The 20503-nt window shown below is 58.2% G+C and carries 15 protein-coding genes; 11 read left to right on the top strand and 4 right to left on the bottom strand.

From position 1 onward, the window contains the following. Positions 1 to 3: 3 nt before the first annotated feature. Complete coding sequence (locus KOE80_RS17965; RefSeq protein WP_021447119.1) at positions 4 to 747, top strand: SPOR domain-containing protein; 744 nt, start codon at positions 4 to 6, stop codon at positions 745 to 747. 89 nt (positions 748 to 836) lie between these two features. Continuing rightward, positions 837 to 1478 (top strand): thiol:disulfide interchange protein DsbA/DsbL, encoded by a 642-nt coding sequence (locus tag KOE80_RS17960; protein ID WP_009463582.1) that lies wholly within the window; start codon positions 837 to 839, stop codon positions 1476 to 1478. 226 nt (positions 1479 to 1704) lie between these two features. Here the strand turns inward: KOE80_RS17960 and metC are convergent, their stop codons facing one another. Both metC and KOE80_RS17950 read right to left on the bottom strand, forming a co-directional pair. Continuing rightward, positions 1705 to 2901: a cystathionine beta-lyase gene (metC, locus tag KOE80_RS17955; RefSeq protein ID WP_226349652.1), complete on the bottom strand. Its 1197-nt coding sequence runs from the start codon at positions 2899 to 2901 to the stop codon at positions 1705 to 1707. A gap of 113 nt (positions 2902 to 3014) precedes the next feature. Beyond that, positions 3015 to 4091: an MBL fold metallo-hydrolase gene (locus tag KOE80_RS17950; protein ID WP_226349651.1), complete on the bottom strand. Its 1077-nt coding sequence runs from the start codon at positions 4089 to 4091 to the stop codon at positions 3015 to 3017. 115 nt (positions 4092 to 4206) lie between these two features. On the opposite strand from KOE80_RS17950, the gene KOE80_RS17945 reads away from it, so the two are divergent. The 8 genes from KOE80_RS17945 to KOE80_RS17910 all read left to right on the top strand — a co-directional run bounded on the left by KOE80_RS17945 (position 4207) and on the right by KOE80_RS17910 (position 14403). Further along, on the top strand, positions 4207 to 4599 hold the full coding sequence (locus KOE80_RS17945; protein WP_009463587.1) for a MerR family transcriptional regulator: 393 nt from the start codon (positions 4207 to 4209) through the stop codon (positions 4597 to 4599). Positions 4600 to 4680: 81 nt separating this feature from the next. Beyond that, on the top strand, positions 4681 to 5859 hold the full coding sequence (locus KOE80_RS17940; RefSeq protein ID WP_035269273.1) for an isovaleryl-CoA dehydrogenase: 1179 nt from the start codon (positions 4681 to 4683) through the stop codon (positions 5857 to 5859). A 69-nt stretch (positions 5860 to 5928) separates the two neighbouring features. Then, positions 5929 to 7740, top strand: coding sequence for a bifunctional isocitrate dehydrogenase kinase/phosphatase (aceK, locus tag KOE80_RS17935; RefSeq protein ID WP_226349661.1), 1812 nt, complete (start codon positions 5929 to 5931; stop codon positions 7738 to 7740). Next, positions 7733 to 8914 (top strand): acetyl-CoA C-acyltransferase, encoded by a 1182-nt coding sequence (locus tag KOE80_RS17930; protein WP_035269274.1) that lies wholly within the window; start codon positions 7733 to 7735, stop codon positions 8912 to 8914. The genes aceK and KOE80_RS17930 overlap by 8 nt, the downstream gene beginning before the upstream one ends. A 72-nt stretch (positions 8915 to 8986) precedes the next feature. Further along, positions 8987 to 10594 carry a carboxyl transferase domain-containing protein gene (locus tag KOE80_RS17925; RefSeq protein WP_042484787.1) on the top strand — a complete coding sequence of 536 codons (1608 nt, stop codon included), beginning with the start codon at positions 8987 to 8989 and terminating at the stop codon, positions 10592 to 10594. A 14-nt stretch (positions 10595 to 10608) separates the two neighbouring features. Next, a complete protein-coding gene (locus tag KOE80_RS17920; RefSeq protein ID WP_226349650.1) occupies positions 10609 to 12621 on the top strand; it encodes an acetyl/propionyl/methylcrotonyl-CoA carboxylase subunit alpha in 2013 nt (670 codons plus the stop codon). A 110-nt stretch (positions 12622 to 12731) separates the two neighbouring features. Further along, positions 12732 to 13640 carry a tRNA glutamyl-Q(34) synthetase GluQRS gene (gene gluQRS / locus KOE80_RS17915; protein WP_083055213.1) on the top strand — a complete coding sequence of 303 codons (909 nt, stop codon included), beginning with the start codon at positions 12732 to 12734 and terminating at the stop codon, positions 13638 to 13640. Between the two features lie 304 nt (positions 13641 to 13944). Next, the gene (locus tag KOE80_RS17910; RefSeq protein ID WP_009463598.1) at positions 13945 to 14403 is read left to right on the top strand and encodes a DUF494 family protein; all 459 of its coding nucleotides are present in this window, start codon (positions 13945 to 13947) and stop codon (positions 14401 to 14403) included. A gap of 245 nt (positions 14404 to 14648) precedes the next feature. Here the strand turns inward: KOE80_RS17910 and KOE80_RS17905 are convergent, their stop codons facing one another. After that, positions 14649 to 17156, bottom strand: coding sequence for a GDYXXLXY domain-containing protein (locus KOE80_RS17905; protein ID WP_226349649.1), 2508 nt, complete (start codon positions 17154 to 17156; stop codon positions 14649 to 14651). Between the two features lie 113 nt (positions 17157 to 17269). Between KOE80_RS17905 and KOE80_RS17900 the strand changes: the two genes are divergently transcribed. Beyond that, positions 17270 to 19861 (top strand): DNA topoisomerase III, encoded by a 2592-nt coding sequence (locus tag KOE80_RS17900; RefSeq protein WP_083055210.1) that lies wholly within the window; start codon positions 17270 to 17272, stop codon positions 19859 to 19861. A gap of 458 nt (positions 19862 to 20319) precedes the next feature. Here KOE80_RS17900 and KOE80_RS17895 read toward each other — a convergent pair. Further along, positions 20320 to 20503 (bottom strand): hypothetical protein (locus KOE80_RS17895; protein WP_226349648.1); only part of this gene is annotated, 184 nt, incomplete at its 5' end.

The raw sequence follows: 20503 nt of genomic DNA, 5'->3' as shown, positions 1-20503 counted from the left end.
GATATGGCAAGAGCACGTAAAAAATCCAGTAGTTCCGGCGGTACGTATACCGGCATTCTGATTGGCCTGATTCTGGGTCTGGGCGCGGCGGTCGCCGTTGCCCTGTTTGTCACCAAAGTGCCCATGCCCTTTGTGGACAAGGCCAGCCGGGACAAACCTACCGTTGCCTTGCCTGAAGGGCGAGACTTGCTGGACCCGAACCGGGACCTGTATGGCAGCTCCAGTGGACAAACTCCTCCGCCGGGCGACACCATTCCCGGTTTGACCTTGCCCCCCGTGAATTTGCCCAGCATCCCGTCCAAGCCTGCTGCACCGGACGCCTTGGGTGATCTGATCGCCACCTTGCCCGCCATGGGCACGGAACCAGCTCGCCAGCCAGAGACCCGCAATACCGCTCCTGCGGTAACGCCTCCGGCCACAACGCCTGCCGCTCCAAGCACCCCGGCACCGGCCACCAGCAAACCCGCCACACCAGCTCCGGCTGCGCCCCCGGCGGCGACCAAGCCAGCCACCACCTCCACCCCCTACTACCTGCAAGCAGGCGCATTTCGCAACAATGCGGACGCCGAAGCCATGAAGGCCCGCTTGTTGATGCTAGGCTTTGACGCTTCAGTGCAAAGTGCACAGGTCAATGGCAGCACGGTGAACCGGGTACGCATGGGCCCCTTCAAGGGCATAGACGAAATGAACCGGGCACGCAGCCGTCTGGCCGAGGAAAAAATTGATACTTCGGTGGTCCGGCCCTAAGCAATTTGTGCCAAAGGCAGCCCCAAGGTGAACTTTTCCGCCATTGCACAGGTCATAGACCTCATCTTCCCCATTAAGGAAATTGATTCATGAAGCTGAACGCATTGTTTGTACGATCCCTGGTCGGTGCCAGTCTCTTGGCTGGTGCGACCTTGTTGCCCGCCACCAGCGCGCTGGCTCAACAAGCCGACCAAGGCTACGTTACCCTGCCTGCGGCTCAGCCCTCGGACAGCGTCGGTAAAACCGAAGTGCTGGAGTTCTTCTCCTACAGCTGCCCACACTGCGCCATCCTGGAACCCAAGGTCGAAGCCTGGTCCAAGACCCTGCCAGACAACGTCGTACTGCGCCGTGTGCCTGTTGCCTTCAATGCCGGCATGACTGATCTGCAAAAGCTGTACTACACCCTGGAAGCCATGGACCGTCTGGACCTGCATCCCAAGGTGTTTGAAGCCATCCACCAGAAACGTGAGCGCATTTTTGATGCCAAGACCATCACGGCCTGGGCAGCCGCGCAAGGCGTAGACAAGGCTCGCTTCGAGCAGACCTTCAACTCCTTTGGTGTGCAGACCAAGGCCAATAAAGCCAACGAACTGTCCAACACCTACCAGATTCAGGGCACACCTAGTCTGGCAGTAGGCGGCAAGTTTGTGACTTCCCCTGCACTGGCCAATGGTTACGACGAAAGCATCACCAAAGCTCAAGAGCTGGTGAAGATGGTCACTAATCGCTAATTAGCGATCTGGCTGAGCCATACCGCCAAGGGCCCTCAAGACTGGTTTTGTTCCGGTTTTGAGGGTCCTTGGTGTTTCTATATCTGTGATCTATTAGCTGCCGGTAACTCGTAAGTAATTCGATAACAGCGGCTTACAAGAAGGTACGGGATTCCAACGTCATTGCAAGTCTGGGCCATTTATTAAAGCCAGGGTACGTCCCTGGCTGGAGCAGTCAGTGAAAGGCCTAAGCCTGCGCCGCCGTCTCAAAAGCCTGCGTCAGGTCAGCGCACAAGTCTTTGGTCGATTCCAAACCGATATGCAGGCGCACCAGACTGTCTTGGCTGTCCTGCCAGTAGCTATGACCACTTAGAAACGCCGTATCCACCAACTGCACCAGGCTTTCAAAACCACCCCAGGAAAAGCCGATACCAAACAGGGTCAGGGCATCTACGAATGCGCGTGCCTGCGCCTTGTTCAGTCGTAGCTGCACCGACAACATGCCGTTAGAGCCGGTGCAGTCACGTTGCCACAAAGCATGGCCAGGATCTTGTGGCCAAGCGGGATGATAGATACGGGTAACTTCAGGGCGACTATCCAGAAATTGGCACACGGCCAGCGCATTGGCGGCGCTTTCACGCATACGAATAGGCAGGGTACGCACACCGCGTAATGCCAACCAGGCGTCATCGGCACTGATGGAAAAACCCAGCGCATAGTGGTTGTCGTGCAGGCGTTTGTTGATGGCTGGATCTGCGGACATGACAGCACCCAACATCAAGTCGGAGTGGCCTGCCACATACTTGGTCCCAGCCACGATGGACACGTCAAAACCCAATTCCAAGGGACGGTAGATATAGCCCGAGCCCCAGGTGTTGTCAGTAACCAGCAGCAAATCGTGCTTGCGGCCAAACTCCGCCAAGGCGGGCATATCCAGCATCTGCATCAACAAGGAGCCGGGTGACTCCACGTACACCATGCGGGTATTGTCCTGCAGATGACGGGCCATTTCCTCGGGGGTCGGTGCGCAGAACGTGGCCTGTATGCCCATGCGGCGCAACACGGTCTTTTCCAGATAACGTACCGGACCATAAGCGCTGTCAGCAATCAGCACGTGATCGCCAGAATCCAGCAATGCCAGCAAACCTAAAGTAATCGCTGCCATGCCCGACGGTGCCAGCAAAGCCTGGGTGGCAGACTCCAGCTGACAGAACACCTGCTCCAGCGCAGCGTGGGTATCCATGCCCGACCGACCGTAGGTAACCGAGCGTTTTTCAGGATCTGCCTTGTCCGCCTGGGCACGATCCAAAGCGTCCAGATTGCGAAAGCGCACCGTGCTGGTGCGCATGATGGGCACGGCCACCGGCGCCGCATCCGTATGCGGATCGAACGGGGCCAGACCAGTGTGTTGCAGGGCGGTGTCCAGGGCGAGATCAGAGCTCATAGTGTTGGCAGGCGGTAGCAAGAAAAGCTCTACGCTACCACAGGCGAGCGGGCCCGGTCGCCTCCGCCAACAGTCGCTATATTGCCCCTTCTTATTAAGAGGCGCCCCAGTGTTTAAATGCGCTGGAAACGGTAAACCCCATCCTCGCCCATCTCACGACGCAAACGATCATCGAAATACAAGGCGTGCAGGTGAGCAATGGCCTCACCCATGGCAAAGGTCATCTGATGCGAGTCCAGCTTGCGATGAAACAGCACGGGCAGAATATCGGCAGCGGTACAGGGCTGGCCACAGGCTTCCAGCACTTCTTCCAGACGCTCGGCGTGATGCTCTTGCTGCTGACGAATGCGCTCGTGCATGCCACGGAAAGGCTTGCCATGCGAAGGCAGCACCAAGGTGTCCGGGGCTAGATCCTGATAGGACAGCAGGGAGTTCAAATACAAAGGCAAAGGATTCGCAAAGGGCTCGGTATCGAACACGCTGATATTGGTGGAGATACGCGGCAAAAGCATATCACCGGAGATCAGCACCTTCAGTTCTTCACAATACAGGGACATATGCTCGGGAGCATGGCCGTAGCCCACGATCAAACGCCAGGGGCGTCCGGCAATCATCACACGCTGACCATCCATCAAGCGCACAAAACGCTCGGGCACCGAAGGCACCATCGAAGGGTAGTAATCCCCACGGCTGCGAATCTGCTCACGGGCTTTCTCGTCTTGCAGGCCATGACGGACAAAATGCGCTTCTGCCGCCACGCCATTCGGGCCACCGGCTTCCGCGCCAGTCTGGCGTCCACCTGTCCCCGACCACAGCCTGGCGGTCGCGTAGTCCGTCATGCTGATCCACAAGGGGGCATTCCAGCGCTGGCACAACCAGTCCGCCAAACCGACATGATCCGGGTGCATGTGAGTAACGATTACGCGCAGCACGGGCAAGCCTTCCAACTCGCTCTGGAAAACCTGTTCCCACAGCTCGCGCACTTCGGGACGGGCGACGCCACAGTCCACAATGGTCCAGCCCTCGCGCCCCTCGATTTGGTCGCGCAATAGCCACAAATTGATGTGATCCAGCGCAAAAGGCAAAGGCATACGCAGCCAACGCACCCCCGGCGCGACTTCCAGGCTGCCACCCGCTGGGGGCAGGGTATCTGCCCAGGGATAATTCAATTTTTGTTCGTTAGGATTCATGCTCGCTCCAATGAATGGCTCTTGTAGGGCGTAAGGGCTGTCCATACTAAAAGGCCCTAGTTCCCTCTCTAGCTCTATGGCATGATAGTTTACGTTTACGTAAATCACACTAAAAATGACAACGACAACCTGGACAATATCGGATCTGGCGCACGAGTTTGGCATCACGCCTCGTACCCTGCGCTTCTATGAAGACCAAGGGATCTTGAGCCCGCTGCGCCAAGGTACACAGCGCATTTATCAGCCCCGCGATCGTGCCCGCCTGAAGCTGGCCCTGCGTGGCAAGCGCCTAGGGCTGCAGTTATCGGAGATTCTGCGGCTGATCAATATGTATGAATCCCCGATGGACACGGCTTCCCAGCTTAAGCACTATCAGGAGGTATTGAACGAGCATCGCCTGCGCCTGGAGCGCCAGCGGCAGGACCTGGATCAGACCTTGCAGGAAATTCAGGACCAGCTCGACATCTGTCACACCATGAGCGAACAGTTGAAGTTGGAGTCCCGATAAGGGAAAACCCATATATATGACGTTTACGTAAACGTAATATAAATACAATTCCACAACCCATTTATTTCCACGGAGTGTCTCATGAGCCTGCCCGGCCTGAATTTCGATCTTGGCTCCGACCTGGACATGCTGCGCGACGCTGTCGCCGACTTCTCCCAGGCCGAAATTGCCCCTTTAGCGGCTCAACTGGATCACGATGACCAGTTCCCCATGCACTTGTGGAAGAAGTTCGGTGAGATGGGTTTGCTGGGCATGACCGTCAGCGAAGAATACGGTGGTGCGAACCTGGGCTATCTGGCCCACATGATCGCAATGGAAGAAATCTCCCGTGCCAGCGCCTCGGTGGCTCTGTCCTACGGTGCGCACTCCAACCTCTGTGTGAACCAGATCAACCGCAACGGTACGGAAGCCCAGAAGCAGAAATACCTGCCCAAGCTGATCAGCGGCGAGCATATCGGTGCTCTGGCCATGAGTGAGCCCGGTGCCGGTTCGGACGTGGTCAGCATGAAGCTGCGCGCCGACAAAAAGGGCGATCGCTACGTGCTGAACGGCTCCAAAATGTGGATTACCAACGGCCCGGACGCTGACACCCTGGTGGTGTACGCCAAAACGGACCCGCAAGCCGGCGCACGCGGCATTACCGCCTTCCTGATCGAAAAGGATTTTGTCGGTTTCTCCGTTGCCCAAAAGCTGGACAAGCTGGGTATGCGCGGCAGCCACACAGGCGAGCTGGTGTTCCAGGACTGTGAAGTGCCTGAAGAAAACGTGCTGGGCCAACTCAATGGTGGCGTCAAAGTGCTGATGTCCGGCCTGGACTACGAACGCGCCGTGCTGGCCGGTGGTCCGCTGGGCATCATGCAAGCCGTCATGGACGTGGTGATTCCTTACATCCACGATCGCAAGCAGTTCGGCCAGGCCATTGGCGAATTCCAGCTGATTCAAGGCAAGGTGGCCGATATGTACACCACCCTGCAAGCCAGCCGCGCCCTGTGCTATGCCGTGGGCAAGAATCTGGATCGTCTGGGTGCAGGCCACGTGCGTTCCGTGCGTAAAGACTGCGCGGCCGCGATCCTGTACAGCGCTGAAAAAGCCACCTGGATGGCCGGTGAAGGCATCCAGATTCTGGGCGGCAACGGCTACATCAACGAATTCCCCACAGGCCGCCTGTGGCGCGATGCCAAGCTGTACGAAATCGGCGCGGGCACCAGCGAAATCCGCCGCATGCTGATCGGCCGCGAACTGTTCGCCGAAACCGCCTAAAAAGGCAAAGGCATGTCCAACCCTGATTTTGGCGAAACCACCGTCATCACCCCGGTTCAAAAACCGGGGATGACGGCTATCCAGGTGGCTCAGGCCATGCTGGATGGTTTCAATCGCCACTACGCGCTGTTTCGCTATAGTGCCCAGCGCGCCAAGTCTTTGTACGAATCGGGCGACTGGCATGGTATTCAGCAGCTCTCGCGCGAACGTATCGAGTACTACGCGACACGGGTGCGCGAATGCGCGGCCATGCTTAGCCAGAATCTGCGTTTGCATCAGCCCACGCCTTCCGATCCGGCCCATCTGGACGAGGCCCAGCAGCAGTTGTGGTTGCAAGCCAAGGCGGAGTTTGTGCGTTTGCTGTCGGGCCACCGTCAGCCGGAATGTGCCGAGACTTTCTTCAACTCCGTCTCCTGCCGTGTGCTGCATCGGCACTATTTTCGCAACGAATTTATTTTCGTGCGTCCAGCTGTTGCCACGGATTATCTGGACGGCGCGCTGCCTTCGTATCGGGTCTATTACCCCACCGAAGAAGGTCTGGCAACCAGCCTGACCAATATGCTGGCCGACTTCGGTCTGGCCGCCCCCTTTGCCGACCTGCCGCGCGATGTGCGCACATTGGCCCGCATGGCGGTGCGTCAGCTATGCCGCCGCCTGCCACGTGGCTATGGCTCGCGCATTGGCTCGGACTGCCAGATTCAGGTGCTGAACTCCCTGTTCTTTCGTAACAAGGGTGCCTATGTGGTGGGCCGCCTGATCAATCAGGGTGAAGTGCTGCCGTTTTCGATTGCCATTTTGCATCGCCCATCAGGACATTTGTATATAGACGCCTTGCTGCACACCACGGACGACCTGTCCACGCTGTTCAGCTTTACACGCGCCTATTTCCTGGTCGATATGGAAGCACCGTCGGCCTATGTGGACTTCCTGTCCAGCCTGCTGCCCCGCAAGCCCAAGGCCGAGCTGTACACTGCCATCGGCCTGCAAAAGCAGGGCAAGACCCTGTTCTACCGCGACTTTCTGCACCACTTGTCGCACTCGCACGATCACTTTGATCTGGCTCCCGGTATTGCCGGTATGGTGATGACGGTATTCACCCTGCCGTCCTACCCCTATGTGTTCAAGCTGATCCGCGACCGGATTCAAAAGCAGGGCATGGACCACGCCACGGTGCGCAGCAAATACCAGCTGGTTAAAAAACATGATCGTGTCGGGCGCATGGCCGACACCTGGGACTACGCTCAGGTTGCCTTGCCCAAGGCACGCTTTTCCGAAGCCTTGCTGGAAGAACTTCGCCGCGAAGTGCCCAGCCTGCTGGAAGAGTCCGAGGACACCATCTTGCTGCGCCACGTCTACATTGAACGGCGCATGACCCCGCTGAACCTGTATCTGAACAAAGCCAGCGACCCCGCCCTGAATGCCGCCGTGGAGCAATACGGCAAGGCAATCCGGGAACTGGCCGCCGCCGACATCTTCCCCGGCGATATGTTGTTCAAGAACTTTGGTGTGACCCGTCTGGGCCGCGTTGTCTTCTATGACTACGACGAAATCCAGCACATGCGCGAGATGAACTTTCGCGCTATTCCGCCTGCACCAAATGAAGAAGCCGAAATGGCCAGCGAACCCTGGTACCCCATCGGCCCGAACGATGTATTTCCCGAAGAATTCGGCTACTTTCTATTGACCGACCCTCGCATTCGCAAAGCCTTCATGGCCCACCATGCAGAACTGCTGGAGCCTGAATGGTGGACTCAGTGCCGCTTGCGAGTGACGCAAGGTCGGATCGAAAATATTTTTCCGTATAACAAAGATCGGCAGCTGCACGAGTTTGCCAAACGCGCGCCGGTCTCCTCTTTGCAACCAGGAGTCTTTCATGACTAATTCCGTTGTCATCGTCTCGATCGCCCGCACCCCTATGGGCGGCATGATGGGTAGCCTGTCCGATCTGGCCGCCCACGAACTGGGCGCGGTCGCCATCAAGGCGGCCATGGAGCGCTCGGGCATTCAGGCCGACAAGGTCGACGAAGTGATCATGGGTAACGTGCTGCAAGCCGGTCAGGGCCAGGCCCCTGCACGTCAGGCTGCCTTGGGCGCCGGTCTGCCCCAGGGTGTAGCTTGCACCACCATTCACAAGGTTTGCGGTTCCGGTCTGAAAGCCGCCATGTTTGCCCACGACCTGCTCAAGGCAGGCAGCGTGGACGTGGTGGTGGCCGGCGGTCAGGAAAGCATGAGCAATGCTCCCTACCTGCTGCTGAAAGGCCGCGAAGGCTACCGCTACGGTCACTCCACCGTGTATGACCACATGGCCATGGACGGCCTGGAAGATGCCTACAGCCGTGGCACCGCCATGGGTGTATTTGCCGAAGATTGCGCCAGCAAATACGAGTTCAGCCGCGAAGAGCAAGATGCTTACGCGCTGGAGTCGCTGCGCCGCGCTCGCCAAGCCAGCGATGACGGCAGCTTTGAATGGGAAATTGCGCCAGTCACCATCGCTGGCCGCAAGGGTGATGTCGTTGTGGCCAAGGACGAAGCCCCCACCAAAGCCATGCCCGAGAAGATCCCCACGCTGCGTCCCGCTTTCAAGAAAGACGGCACGATTACCGCTGCCAACGCCTCGTCCATTTCGGACGGTGCCGCCGCCATGGTGATCACCACCGAAGAGAAAGCCAAGGAACTGGGCGCAACTCCACTGGCCCGCATTGTGGCTCACACCCAGCACGCGCAAGAACCGGCCTGGTTCACGACCGCTCCAGTCGCTGCTATCCAGAAACTGCTGGATAAAACCGGTTGGAGCGTGGCTGACGTTGACCTGTTCGAGATCAACGAAGCCTTCGCCGTGGTGACCATGGCTGCCATGAAAGAGCTGAACATCCCGCACGACAAGGTCAATATCCATGGTGGCGCAACTGCCCTGGGTCACCCCATCGGTGCATCGGGTGCTCGCCTTCTCGCAACCTTGATCGGCGCACTGCGCAAGACCGGTGGCAAGCGCGGTATTGCCTCGCTGTGCATTGGCGGTGGCGAAGCTGTCGCCCTGGCCGTCGAGCTGGTCTAAAGCAAGCTCATCAGCCGGGCTGCGGCCCGGCTGATTTTATGGGCTTTTCTCTGTTCTCTTTCCAGGCACGCCATGTCAGTTATTGAATCCCGCATCAATCCGCGTTCCCAAGACTTTCAGGACAACGCCTCGATCATGCAGGCCCTGATCCTTGATCTGCGCCAAAAGCTACAGAAAACCGCCTTGGGTGGGTCCGAATCCTCCCGGCAACGCCATGTGGGTCGCGGCAAGCTGCTGCCCCGCGAGCGCGTCGAACGTCTGCTTGATCCCGGTACGCCTTTCCTGGAGCTTTCGCCTTTGGCTGCCCAGGATGTCTATAACAACGAGTCTCCGGGCGCAGGCATCATCACCGGCATTGGCCGCATTGCAGGCATTGAATGCGTGGTGGTCTGCAACGACGCTACAGTCAAGGGCGGTACTTACTATCCGCTGACGGTGAAGAAGCATTTGCGTGCCCAGGAAATTGCCCAACAGAACAATCTGCCATGCGTGTACCTGGTGGACTCGGGCGGGGCCAACCTGCCCAACCAGGAAGACGTGTTCCCGGATCGTGACCACTTTGGCCGCATCTTCTACAACCAGGCCAATATGTCGGCCCAGGGCATTGCCCAGATTGCTGTCGTGATGGGTTCGTGTACCGCTGGCGGTGCCTACGTTCCAGCCATGAGTGATGAATCCATCATCGTGCGCGACCAGGGCACCATCTTCCTGGGTGGCCCTCCACTGGTCAAAGCCGCAACCGGTGAAGAAGTCAGCGCCGAAGACTTGGGCGGTGGCGATGTACACACCCGTCTGTCCGGCGTAGCCGACCATCTGGCCGAAAACGATCTTCATGCGCTGGAGCTGGCGCGCCGCTGCGTAGGTCGCCTGAACCGTGAGAAGAAACTGCCTTGGCCGCTGAAAGAAGTTCGCGAGCCACGCTACGACCCGCAAGAGCTGAACGGCATCATCCCTGCCGACACCCGCAAACCCTACGATGTGCGCGAAGTCATCGCCCGCATTGTGGATGACTCGGATTTTGATGAATTCAAGGCCCGCTTTGGCACCACGCTGGTGACCGGCTTCGCCCATATCCACGGCATGCCTGTAGGCATCATTGCCAACAACGGCATTCTGTTCTCCGAAGCGGCCCAGAAGGGTGCCCACTTCATCGAACTGTGCTGCCAGCGCAAGACACCTCTGGTGTTCCTGCAGAACATCACCGGCTTCATGGTGGGCCGCAAGTACGAAAACGAAGGGATTGCCCGTCATGGTGCCAAGCTGGTCACCGCTGTTTCTACGGCAGCTGTACCCAAGTTCACCGTGATTCTGGGCGGCTCCTTTGGTGCCGGTAACTACGGTATGTGTGGCCGAGCCTTCAGCCCGCGCCTGCTGTTTCTCTGGCCCAATGCCCGCATCTCGGTCATGGGTGGTGAGCAGGCAGCCAGCGTGCTGGCTACCGTGCGCCGTGATGGCCTGGAAGCTCGTGGCCAAAGCTGGAGCGCCGAGGAAGAAGAAGCCTTCAAGGCCCCCATCCGCGAACAATACGAACATGAAGGCCACCCCTACTACGCCACTGCGCGTCTGTGGGATGACGGCATCATCCAGCCTTCGGACACCCGGCGCGTTCTGGCCCTGGGCCTGTCCGCCGCCTTGAACGCCCCTATTGAAGACACCCGCTTTGGCGTGTTCCGCATGTAAGACAAGGAGACACTGTGTTTCAGACCCTGCTGATAGCCAATCGCGGTGAAATTGCCTGCCGGGTGGCCGCCACTGCCCGCAGCCTGGGGCTGCGTACCGTTGCGGTTTACTCCGACGCGGACGCCGACGCCCAGCACGTACGTGCTTGTGATCAAGCCGTGCGCATCGGTGGCCCCGAGCCACGCGACAGTTACCTGAAGATCGATGCCATTCTGGAAGCCGCCCGTGCCACTGGCGCGAATGCCATCCATCCCGGCTACGGCTTTCTGTCCGAGAACGAGCACTTTGCTCGCGCTTGTGAAGAAGCCGGCATTATTTTTGTAGGCCCGCCCGCTCAAGCCATTGCGGCCATGGGCAGCAAGTCCGCCGCCAAATCCCTGATGGAAAAAGCCGGTGTGCCTCTGGTGCCCGGTTACCACGGCGACAACCAGGACCCCGACTTCCTGCACCAGCAAGCCGACAACATCGGCTACCCCGTGCTGATCAAAGCCAGCGCCGGTGGTGGCGGCAAGGGCATGCGCATTGTGGAAGAGTCCGGCGCGTTCCTGGAAGCCTTGCGCTCTTGCCAGCGCGAAGCTGCCAGCAGCTTTAGTGACGACCGCGTGCTGATCGAGCGCTACATCACCAAGCCACGCCACATCGAAATCCAGGTCTTTGGTGACCAGCACGGTGGGTACGTGTACTTGTTCGAACGCGATTGTTCGGTACAGCGCCGTCACCAGAAAGTGATTGAAGAAGCTCCCGCCCCCGGCATGACGCCCGAGCGTCGCCAGGCCATGGGTGAAGCGGCCATTGCAGCGGCACGCGCCGTGAACTATGTGGGTGCAGGCACGGTGGAGTTCATTGCCGAGCAGGACGGGCGTTTCTACTTCATGGAAATGAATACCCGCCTGCAAGTGGAGCACCCCGTCACCGAGCTGATTACGGACCACGATCTGGTGGAATGGCAGCTGCGTGTGGCCGATGGCCAGCCTTTGCCTGCCAAGCAGGAAGAGCTGAGCATCAATGGTCACGCCATTGAGGTTCGCATTTACGCAGAAAACCCCGATAAGGACTTCCTGCCCTCCATCGGTACACTGCGCAGCTTGCAGTACCCCGCCCATGCGTCCTTCACCTCCGGTGATGTGCGTATCGACAGCGGCGTGCGTGAAGGCAGCGTCATCAGTCCCTTCTACGATCCCATGATTGCCAAGGTCATCACCCATGGTGCTGATCGTGAACAGGCCCGTCGTCGCCTGATTCGCACGCTGGCCGATACTCAAGTGGCCGGTGTACACACCAACAAGACCTTCCTGCAACGTCTGCTGGGCGATGAAGCCTTTGCCCAGGCCGATCTGGATACGGGTCTGATCCCACGTCGTCACGATGCGCTGTTCCCCAGCAATCAGGACGTTCCAGCTTCTGTGCTGGCCTTCGCCGCCTGCGCCGTGCTGACTCATCAGGGTATGAGCGGGCAAGCCCCCAACTCCGACCCGTGGGCGGTACATGACGCCTGGCGTTTGAGCGGGGACTACGATCAGAAAGTGGCCTTGCAACTGGGTGAAGAAGCCCACGAAGTGCTGCTGCAACGTCGTGACAACCAGTGGCAGATCACGCTGGGCGAAACCCAACACGCGCTGCGCTGGCAAGCCGAGGCAAGGGCTGGTCTGGCCAACACCCTGACCTTGCGTCTGTGGCTGGATCAGGTCGAGTACCGCGCCCAGGTGCTGCAAGATGGCGACCATCTGCAAGTTGCCCAGGCTGGTTCAGACTGGACCCTGGCCGTGGTCGACACCTTGGCCAGTGCCGGCACCAACAGCCAGGAAGCCCACGGAGGCCGCCTGACCGCTCCCATGCCGGGCAAGATCATTGCCTTGAATGTGGGCGCAGGTGACAGCGTCAAACAGGGCGATGTGCTGCTGGTCATGGAAGCCATGAAAATGGAACACTCCATTCAGGCACCGGCAGACGGCACCGTGGCCGAGCTGTTCTTTGCGGTGGGCGATCAAGTGCCTGAAGGAGCAGAACTGGTCACCATGGAGAGCTGAAACTCCTCCCTTCCAGCCCGTGTAAAACGCATTGCCGGGCTGGAAAAATAGGCGTAAAGTCGCACTAACAAGAGCCCCCGTCCAGGGGCTCTTGCCGTTAAGAACGACTCATGACCGCCCAGCCTCTTACCCCCTACTGTGGTCGCTTTGCGCCTAGTCCCAGTGGTCCCTTGCACGAGGGTTCGCTGGTGGCCGCTATGGCCAGCTACCTGGATGCACGTGCCCAGAACGGGCGCTGGTTACTACGCATTGAAGATATAGACACGCCACGCGTGGTCACAGGGGCTGACCAGATCATCATGCAGCAGTTGCAAGGCCTGGGCATGCATTGGGATGGCGAGGTGATTTGGCAAAGCCAGCGGCTGGCACGCTACCAGGAAGTGTTTGGTGGCCTGCGCGAGCGAGATCTGGTCTACGGCTGCACCTGCACCCGTCAGGAAATTCTGGCGGCTTCCATGCCGGTTGCCCCGGATTCGCATGAATATCCCTATGCAGGCACCTGCCGCCACGGCATCCCGGCAGACCGTACCATCCGTGCATGGCGGCTACGTGTCCCGGAAGGGGTGGAACACTTCACCGATCGCTGGGCCGGGCCGCAGCGACAGGACGTAGCCAAAGAAGTCGGGGACTACATCCTTAAACGGGCCGACAAGCTCTGGGCTTACCAGTTTGTCGTGGTCATTGATGATGCGGACAGCCGGATCACTGATGTTGTACGCGGCGCAGACTTGCTCAGCTCCACAGCCCGCCAGCGCGTACTGCAAAAAGTCCTGGGCCTGCCTGTCCCGCGCACGTTGCACGTGCCGCTGGCCTGTGATGAGCAAGGCCGCAAGCTCTCCAAACAGAATCATGCCCCGGCCTTTGACCTGGACCATCCTCTGGAGACGCTACAACGGGTCTGGACCTTTCTGGGTTTTGCTCCCGTGGCTGCGAACACCCTGGACGGGTTCTGGAGCCAGGCCATCAGTGCGTGGGCGCAGCGCTTCCCGCTGCCTGCGAAGCCAAGCCCGAACAACTGAGCCACGAGCCGAGGCTAGATGCGGATGCGGATGCGGATGCGGATGCGGATGCCACCTAGGGTTTCAAATAAACGACAGTTTCTGCCCCAACAATCGATTTATGTTTCAATCATAAAGACGCCCTGCCGCAAAGGGCGTCTGCCAGAGCAGACCCAGGCAAAAAGCAGTCTGGATGCGCAAGGCAAGACCCATCCATCCCCTGAACACCCCATTTGCCCCCTACCGCAAATCAGCGTAAAGTTTGGTCACTGGTTACCGAAATCACGCAGTTTTTTTAATCACTTAGGACGGCAACCTTATACCCATGTTTGATATCCTGGTTTATCTATTCGAGACGTATTACAACCCCCAGTCCTGTCCCAAGGCGGAGGTTCTGGCCCACAAGCTGGCGGCTATTGGCTTTGAAGACGAGGACATCAACGACGCACTGGGCTGGTTACATGCACTGGGCGAGACCTCGCAGCAGTGCCAGCCTACGGCTCAACTCAGTCCCAACAGTCAGCGTATTTTTTCTGAGCACGAACAACATGTGCTGGGCGCTGATGCCATGGGTTTCATCACCTTTTTGCAAAATTCCGGCGCTCTTACCGCCCACCTGCGCGAAATCCTGATTGAAAGCGCCATGACGGTGGACGAAAGCCCGGTCTCGTTGGACAAAATAAAAATTGTCGCCCTGATGGTTTTGTGGAGCCACGAAGCCGAAATCGATCACCTGATCTTTGAAGAGCTGCTCAGCGACGACTCCACCCGTCAGTCCCACTAAGCTGATACACAGGAACCTATTTTTGTTCAAGAAACGGCCCCGATAAAGAGGGTCCTTCAACACAAAAAACCAAGGCTCGAATCCGACACTTCATCGGATTCGGGCCTTTTTGATGGGTCTTGCTGCTGACAGGCTCTTGCTTGGCCGCCTCTAGAGAAACAAGCCCCAGATACGAAAAAGCCGGATTGTCTTTATTAGAGGCAATCCGGCTACAGGCTATTGAGCGCAGTGGATCAAGCTCAGGCTTACTTGATTTCCTTTCTATCCTTGTCCAGCATCGCGCGCAGCAGGCTTTGGCCACCCTCGACCACTGCAAACTCGCCATAACGGGCTGCATCGAAGCGATCTGCCGAGCCTTCAGCGAAGAACCAGGCATCGGTACCCGGCGTCCAGTTACTGCGGTGACGACGCATACGCAAGCGCATCACATCAGCGGGTTCCGCCACAGGGCCTTCTTCGCTCCACAGACGCTCCTGGCCGTCCTGTTCCAGATAGACACCCTTGAGCTGCGCCACCTTGTTCTCATCCAGCTGCACCGCCACAACCACCCACTGCTGAGCGTCCATCTGGGCAAGCGCGTCCTTGGGCAAGCCCCAGGACAGGGCAGACAGGTTCTGCGACAGGGCAAAGTTCAAGGACATATAGTCGCCCTGCATCAGCGAACGGGGATCCACCGGAGCCAGCTCCAGCAAGACCGTCTGACCATCGCTCAAGATACGTTCTTTTTGCACGATGGCCACGTTGGCCACACCCAGCACAAGCACGGTCCCCAGCAGAACGCTGGCAACAATACCCTTAGGCGTCTCCTGCGGCGCTGCTAACGCCGCTTTCTTCTTGCGGCTCAACTGACCCAAATAGGCAAAGACCAGACATCCCACTCCGGTTGCCAGCAACAGTTCGGCCTTGTCCAGCAAGCTGATATTCAGGATGTAATACAGACGCCAGAGGCAGAACAGGCCCATTGCCACGGCCACCGCCAACAAGCTGAGATAACGCCAGGCATAAGCCACCAGAATCCAGCTCAAGGCCAGGGCCACTGGCGGATAGGGTGTCCAGACCGCGCACAAAGCGGCCATCCCCAGCAAGGCAATGCCATAAACCAGGGGCTGGTCACGCCAGCCACGCCAATAAAACGCCAGTATCGCCAAAGGAGCCATGGCCAGCAGAAAGCCAGCTACGGTCAGGTACGGCCGCGACTCGTCCCAGAAGGGCATGGAATAAAACAGCGTGCCCGCCGAAACAAGATGAATCTGGGAAGCGAGCAGCAAGGACCAGAACAAGGGCAGCCAGAAATGCGGCTTGCGCTCACCACGCAGATAAAAATGCCCCAGCAACAAGGCGGCAAAAAACATGAATGCCGCGGGCATTTCCAGCACCCAATAAGGCATCATGGTCCAGCGATCAAACAAGCGCTCGATCACCAGAAACTCGATCGCGGCCAGTGCCCAAATCACCAGCAACATGCGCAATACGAACTGGCCTTTGGCAAGTCTGTACAGCAAGGTGCTGATCACGACGGCTATCATGGCGCTGGCCTCAGGTGGCCAGGGGTAGCGCATGTCCACAAGCGGCGCGCTCAGCAAGAGCAGCGCACACGCAACCCAGCCGCCGACCAGATCCCGGCTGGGTACTGTGTGAGCCTTGCCAAACAGCACGGGGGACACCAGAGCCATGATGCCACCCAGTACACCTAGCGCTTCCAGACTCAAATCCAGAGAAACAGCCAAGTACAGCAGAATAATCAGCGGTAACAGCAGGTAGAGGAACAGCTTGATCACGCGCAGATACCAGGGGTGATGCTCGTCACTATCCTGAGCGTCAGCTTGAACGCTAGCCTGTGCGTGGGCCAGAGTCTCTGCTGTTGAGGCGGCAGGACTTGTTGCCATTGCTGCGTTCACTGGTGCTTGAGTTGCTGCCGCTTCGCCACCATGAGTCCGTCGCCAATGGACGACCTGTTGCTGCAGGAAGCGCAGCAAGCCCAGGCCCAGGCCCACAATCACCACCACGATCAGCAGAAACGCATCGCTTGCATACTCAATAATCAGCATGCTCAAGGAGCCATACGCACCGAACGAGGCCAAGGACATGATCAGCAAATCCGGGCGGCGGTAGTGATAAATACCGTACAGCACCAGGAACAGGACCAGTCCCAGCAGGAAGTTGCCTTCCATGACCTGGGCACCGATGAAAAAACCCACCGCAATTGCTGCCACACGCGGCACGATGCGCCACGGGTCATGACGCGCACGCCAGATGGTTTCGGCGGCCAGCAACAACAGCGCATTGACTGCCAAAGCTAGCAAGGTCTGCGAGGTGTAACTGCGCCCGAACCAGCCCAAGCGGGCAACATCAATCCACAAGTACAAGGCGGTATTGATCAGTACCAGCCACAGCACCGACAGAAAGACACTGCGCACTGTGAATACCCAAGGTATGATCAGCACAGTCCACAATGCGAAAAGCTGCCAAGGGTCTGCGCCAGTCTGATAAGTCTGGCCAATCAGCGCCAGCAAACCGCCCGTGGCCACGGCGGCCAGGCCGGTCAAAGCAGCAGGCACTCCCAGGTCATGACCCCAGCCACCGGAACGTCGGCGAAACAGCAAGGCCAGCCCTGCAGAAACCAGCACGGCGCCTTGAGCCAGGGCAAATTTGGCTACGTGCCCCCAGTTTTCCCAATTGGCCGCAATCCAGGTCACCAGACCACTAGCGAGCAGCAAAACGGCCAAACCCCAGGCCAGTTTTGTCAGAAACACTCGCCAGTCTGTGGGCCATACGTTAGTCTTGTCAGGTCTCATAACTTGCATAGAGGGATAAGCACCTCGTATCATTTCGCGCATTGCAGCGCAGTTGCTGTCACTGGAATCATATGGATAAAACACTAATCATTGCCGAGAAACCTTCAGTCGCCGTAGATATCTCGCGGGCATTGGGCGGTTTCACTCGAGAAGGTGATTATTTCGAAAGCGATCGCTATGTGCTGGCCTCCAGCATCGGCCATCTGCTGGGCCTGGTGGCCCCTAATGATCCGGTCCGCGGCAAGTGGAGCTTCACACATCTACCTGTTATTCCCCCTCAGTTTGAGCTCAACCCGACTGACAAGAAATCGACTGAGCGCTTGAAACTGCTGGTCAAGCTGATCAAACGAAAAGATGTCACCGCTGTGATTAATGCCTGTGACGCGGGGCGCGAGGGTGAGCTGATTTTTCGCTACATTATGCAGTACGCTGGAGCGAAAAAACCGGTGCAAAGGCTTTGGTTACGTTCGATGACACAATCGGCGATCCGTGAAGCATTTGAAAACCTGCGCGACGATGAAGACATGAAACCGCTGGAAGCGGCGGCCCGTTCGCGCGCTGAAGCGGACTGGCTGGTGGGCATTAATGGCACGCGTGCCATGACGGCTTTCAATAGCAAGGATGGCGGTTTTTTCAAGACCCCCGTGGGCCGTGTGCAAACCCCCACGCTGGCTATCGTGAACGAGCGCGAGAACCGCATTCGCCAGTTCGTGTCGCGCGATTACTGGGAAGTACATGCGGACTTTATTGCCGCTGCAGGCCTGTACACCGGCCGCTGGTTCGATCCCAAGTTCGTCAAAGACGAGCATGACCCCGAGAAAAAAGACTCGCGTCTGTGGTCCCTGACGGCGGCCCAAACCATTGTGGCCGCGTGCCGCGAGCAACCCGGCGTAGTCACCGAGGAATCCAAGCCCAGCACGCAGATGTCGCCCGCCTTGTTTGATTTGACCTCGCTGCAACGCGAAGCCAACTCGCGCTTCGGCTTCTCTGCCAAGACCACCTTGTCCTTGGCGCAGACGCTATACGAACGCCACAAGGCGCTGACTTACCCCCGTACCGATTCGCGCTATCTGCCTGAAGACTATATAAGTACGGTGCAAGAAACCATGCGTGCGCTGGCTGACAGCGGCACGCCTGCCAGCGCTTCGGTGCAACCGTTTGCGCAGGAAGTGGTCGAGCAGAAATGGGTCAAGCCCAACCGTCGGATTTTCGACAACAAGAAGGTTTCGGATCACTTTGCCATCATCCCCACCTTGCAGGTGCCTCGGGAGCTGAGCGATGCCGAACACAAGATTTACGAGCTGATCAGCCGTCGCTTCCTGGCCGTGTTCTTCCCGGCTGCGGAATTCCGCGTCACCACGCGTATTACGCAGGTGTCCGGTCACCACTTCAAGACGGAAGGCAAAGTGCTGGTCAAACCGGGCTGGCTGGCTATTTACGGCCGCGATGCCCAAGGTGAAGATGCGTCCCTGGTGCCGGTTGCTGACGGCGAGAAGGTTCGCACTGAAGACGTGAACACCAAGGCCCTGGCTACCAAGCCACCTGCACGCTTTACGGAAGCGACCCTGCTGTCGGCCATGGAAAGCGCCGGCAAGCTGGTAGATGATGAAGCCTTGCGCGAAGCCATGTCCGAGCGCGGTCTGGGTACGCCAGCCACTCGTGCTGCCATTATTGAAGGTCTGCTGAACGAAGCCTACTTGCGTCGTGAAGGCCGCGAGCTGGTGCCTAGCGCCAAGGCACGTCAACTGATGACTTTATTGTCCGGTCTGGGCGTGAGCGAACTGACTTCGCCCGAACTGACTGGCGAGTGGGAGCACCAGCTCAAGCAGATCGAGCAACGTCAGCTGGATCGGGACGTGTTCATGCGTGAAATCGCGCAGATGACGCAAGTTATCGTCAAGCGCGCGAAAGAATATGAGCGCGACACGGTTCCGGGTGATTACGCGACCTTGCAGACGCCATGCCCTAAATGTGGTGGCGTGGTCAAAGAAAATTACCGTCGTTATGCCTGCACGGCTTGCGATTTCTCTATCGGCAAGCACCCCGGTGGTCGCACCTTTGAGCTGCCTGAAGTTGAAGAGCTGTTGGCCAAGAAAGAACTGGGCCCACTGCCTGGTTTCATCAGCAAGATGGGTCGTCCCTTTGCGGCACTTTTACGCATTACCGACGAGTACAAGCTGGAGTTCGACTTCGGCCAGAACGACGACGATGATGACGAAGCCCTGGATTTCAGCGGCCAGACCCCGGTCGGCCCCTGCCCCAAGTGCCAGTCTCCCGTCTTTGAGCACGGCTTGCGTTACTTGTGCGAGAAGTCCGTTGGCCCGTCCAAGAGCTGCGATTTCCGTAGCGGCAAGGTGATTCTGCAGCAGGAAATTACCCGCGAACAGATGGCCAAGCTGTTGGGCGAAGGCAAGACAGACCTGCTGGATGGTTTCGTGTCCTCGCGTACCAACCGCAAGTTCAAGGCCTTCCTGGTGCGTCAGGCAGACGGCAAGATCGGCTTTGAGTTCGAGCCGCGTCCAGAGAAGCCAGGTCGCAAAACAGCCGCCAAGAAAACGGCCACTAAAGCAGCGGCTAAAAAGACAGCAGTGAAGAAGACGGCGGCCAAGAAGACGGCAGCTAAAAAAACAGCTGCTAAAAAGACGGCCAGCAAGGCGGAGTAAAAAGCTCGGCTTGGTTGGAAGAAATGGCCTCCCTTTTTTGGGGGGCCTTTTTTTTATGGGTAGTCGTGTAGGGCTTGCAGGCTGGGGAAGAGAGTCTCTGTGAAAACGCCATTCAGGGACCGGGTTTGGGTCTCCGGGCTGAGCACTTGCCGGTGCTACGCACCGGTTCCCTTGTCGAGCACAGGCTCCGGGCGCGCCCTGAACTCGCCCGGTGGTTTGTCCCCCGGACAAACCACAAACGCCGGGCTCAAACAGCAGGGCGCTTGCATCCCGGATCCCGCACTCGCCTGCGGCAAGTACTCTGAACCGCCCCGAGACCCAAACCCGGTCCCTGAACGGCTCACAATAGTTCTTTGCCCAGAAGCTGTAAGGCTTCTTACCCTTAAGACCTCAATTCCACCCAAATACTTATGTATGCCCCTGGACATGACATAAAGAAACGACCGAAACATAGGCTGCTAACCAAACATAAGCATCGAAAAGTAAACAACAACAACAACAACAACAACAACAACAACAACAACAACAACACATAGTGCATAGCACACAGCACCCTGCACGCAGCCACAGCCACAGCCAATGCAAACCCAACCGAAACAGTGTTGCAAGGCCGAGGTATTAAAACGGTGTGAAGGCTCGAGG

Origin of the sequence: Alcaligenes sp. 13f (assembly GCF_020496585.1) — a bacterium.
GTDB classification, from domain to species: domain Bacteria; phylum Pseudomonadota; class Gammaproteobacteria; order Burkholderiales; family Burkholderiaceae_B; genus Alcaligenes; species Alcaligenes phenolicus.
Note: the sequence above shows the minus strand (reverse complement) of the source record. Positions and strands in the feature narration are given on the sequence as shown.

Coding starts and splice junctions, on each gene's coding strand:
- KOE80_RS17965 (WP_021447119.1), top strand. CDS start 4: ATGGCAAGAGCACGTAAAAAATCCAGTAGTTCCGGCGGTACGTATACC.
- KOE80_RS17960 (WP_009463582.1), top strand. CDS start 837: ATGAAGCTGAACGCATTGTTTGTACGATCCCTGGTCGGTGCCAGTCTC.
- metC (WP_226349652.1), bottom strand. CDS start 2,901: ATGAGCTCTGATCTCGCCCTGGACACCGCCCTGCAACACACTGGTCTG.
- KOE80_RS17950 (WP_226349651.1), bottom strand. CDS start 4,091: ATGAATCCTAACGAACAAAAATTGAATTATCCCTGGGCAGATACCCTG.
- KOE80_RS17945 (WP_009463587.1), top strand. CDS start 4,207: ATGACAACGACAACCTGGACAATATCGGATCTGGCGCACGAGTTTGGC.
- KOE80_RS17940 (WP_035269273.1), top strand. CDS start 4,681: ATGAGCCTGCCCGGCCTGAATTTCGATCTTGGCTCCGACCTGGACATG.
- aceK (WP_226349661.1), top strand. CDS start 5,929: ATGACGGCTATCCAGGTGGCTCAGGCCATGCTGGATGGTTTCAATCGC.
- KOE80_RS17930 (WP_035269274.1), top strand. CDS start 7,733: ATGACTAATTCCGTTGTCATCGTCTCGATCGCCCGCACCCCTATGGGC.
- KOE80_RS17925 (WP_042484787.1), top strand. CDS start 8,987: ATGTCAGTTATTGAATCCCGCATCAATCCGCGTTCCCAAGACTTTCAG.
- gluQRS (WP_083055213.1), top strand. CDS start 12,732: ATGACCGCCCAGCCTCTTACCCCCTACTGTGGTCGCTTTGCGCCTAGT.
- KOE80_RS17910 (WP_009463598.1), top strand. CDS start 13,945: ATGTTTGATATCCTGGTTTATCTATTCGAGACGTATTACAACCCCCAG.
- KOE80_RS17900 (WP_083055210.1), top strand. CDS start 17,270: ATGGATAAAACACTAATCATTGCCGAGAAACCTTCAGTCGCCGTAGAT.